This window comes from Blautia sp. MSK17_66 (assembly GCF_020538025.1).
Taxonomy (GTDB): Bacteria; Bacillota; Clostridia; order Lachnospirales; family Lachnospiraceae; genus Blautia_A.
Genome location: NZ_JAJBNQ010000078.1, coordinates 1 through 703, shown reverse-complemented (window position 1 = coordinate 703; position 703 = coordinate 1). Strand labels below are relative to the sequence as shown.

Annotated in this window: 1 pseudogene; it reads right to left on the bottom strand. The window is 36.7% G+C overall.

Features of this window, described 5'->3' with window-relative positions:
- Positions 1-629: pseudogene (locus LIR34_RS17550) on the bottom strand (helix-turn-helix domain-containing protein); the annotation flags it as partial.
- Positions 630-703: the final 74 nt, after the last annotated feature.

Genomic DNA, 703 nt, shown 5'->3' with positions numbered 1-703 from the left:
ACAATGAATTCAAAAAAATGACTATACTTTGGATTATCAAGAATTGTATATACTGAGCTTCTGGTTATTCCAAGTAGCTGTGCCATCTCCGGCATCGTAATTGTTGCATCTTCTAGAAGAGCGTCTTTTTCTCTGTCTTCCCTTGTTCGATACCGAGACTGGCTTTTATACCAGTTCTGAAAAGATTCTTTTGGTATACGTTTCCAGTAATCGACAATAACAGCTTCCATTTGATTTTTCTTGAGTAATTCATAAACAAGATAATCATCAACACCCAACAGATCCGCAACTTCCTTAACGGAATAGGACCAGGATTTCAATTCTTTCCCCGGTTCTTCTCCTGTAACTTTATGATATTTAATCTGATTGGTGTACCATTTTTCAAAGCTGGCAATATTGATTCGTATCTTTCCGGCAATCTCTTTTGATTCAAAAACATTTTTATGCACCAGCCAGTATCGATCTGTCTTTTTTAATCCCAGCAGCTTTCCCATTTCCGGCACGGTCATCCAGGTTCGCTTTTGTGTCGGACGCCGTTTGTAAGGACTGTCTTCTGATATCTTTGAAATGATTTCTTCTACATCGTCCATTTCCGGAAATCCTTTTTGTTTCATAATTGCTGTTGCCATTTATTCTTCACTTCCTGTCTTTTTAGTGTTAGTGTTTTTTCTTATATCATATCTCAAATCCAGATAAAAATTTA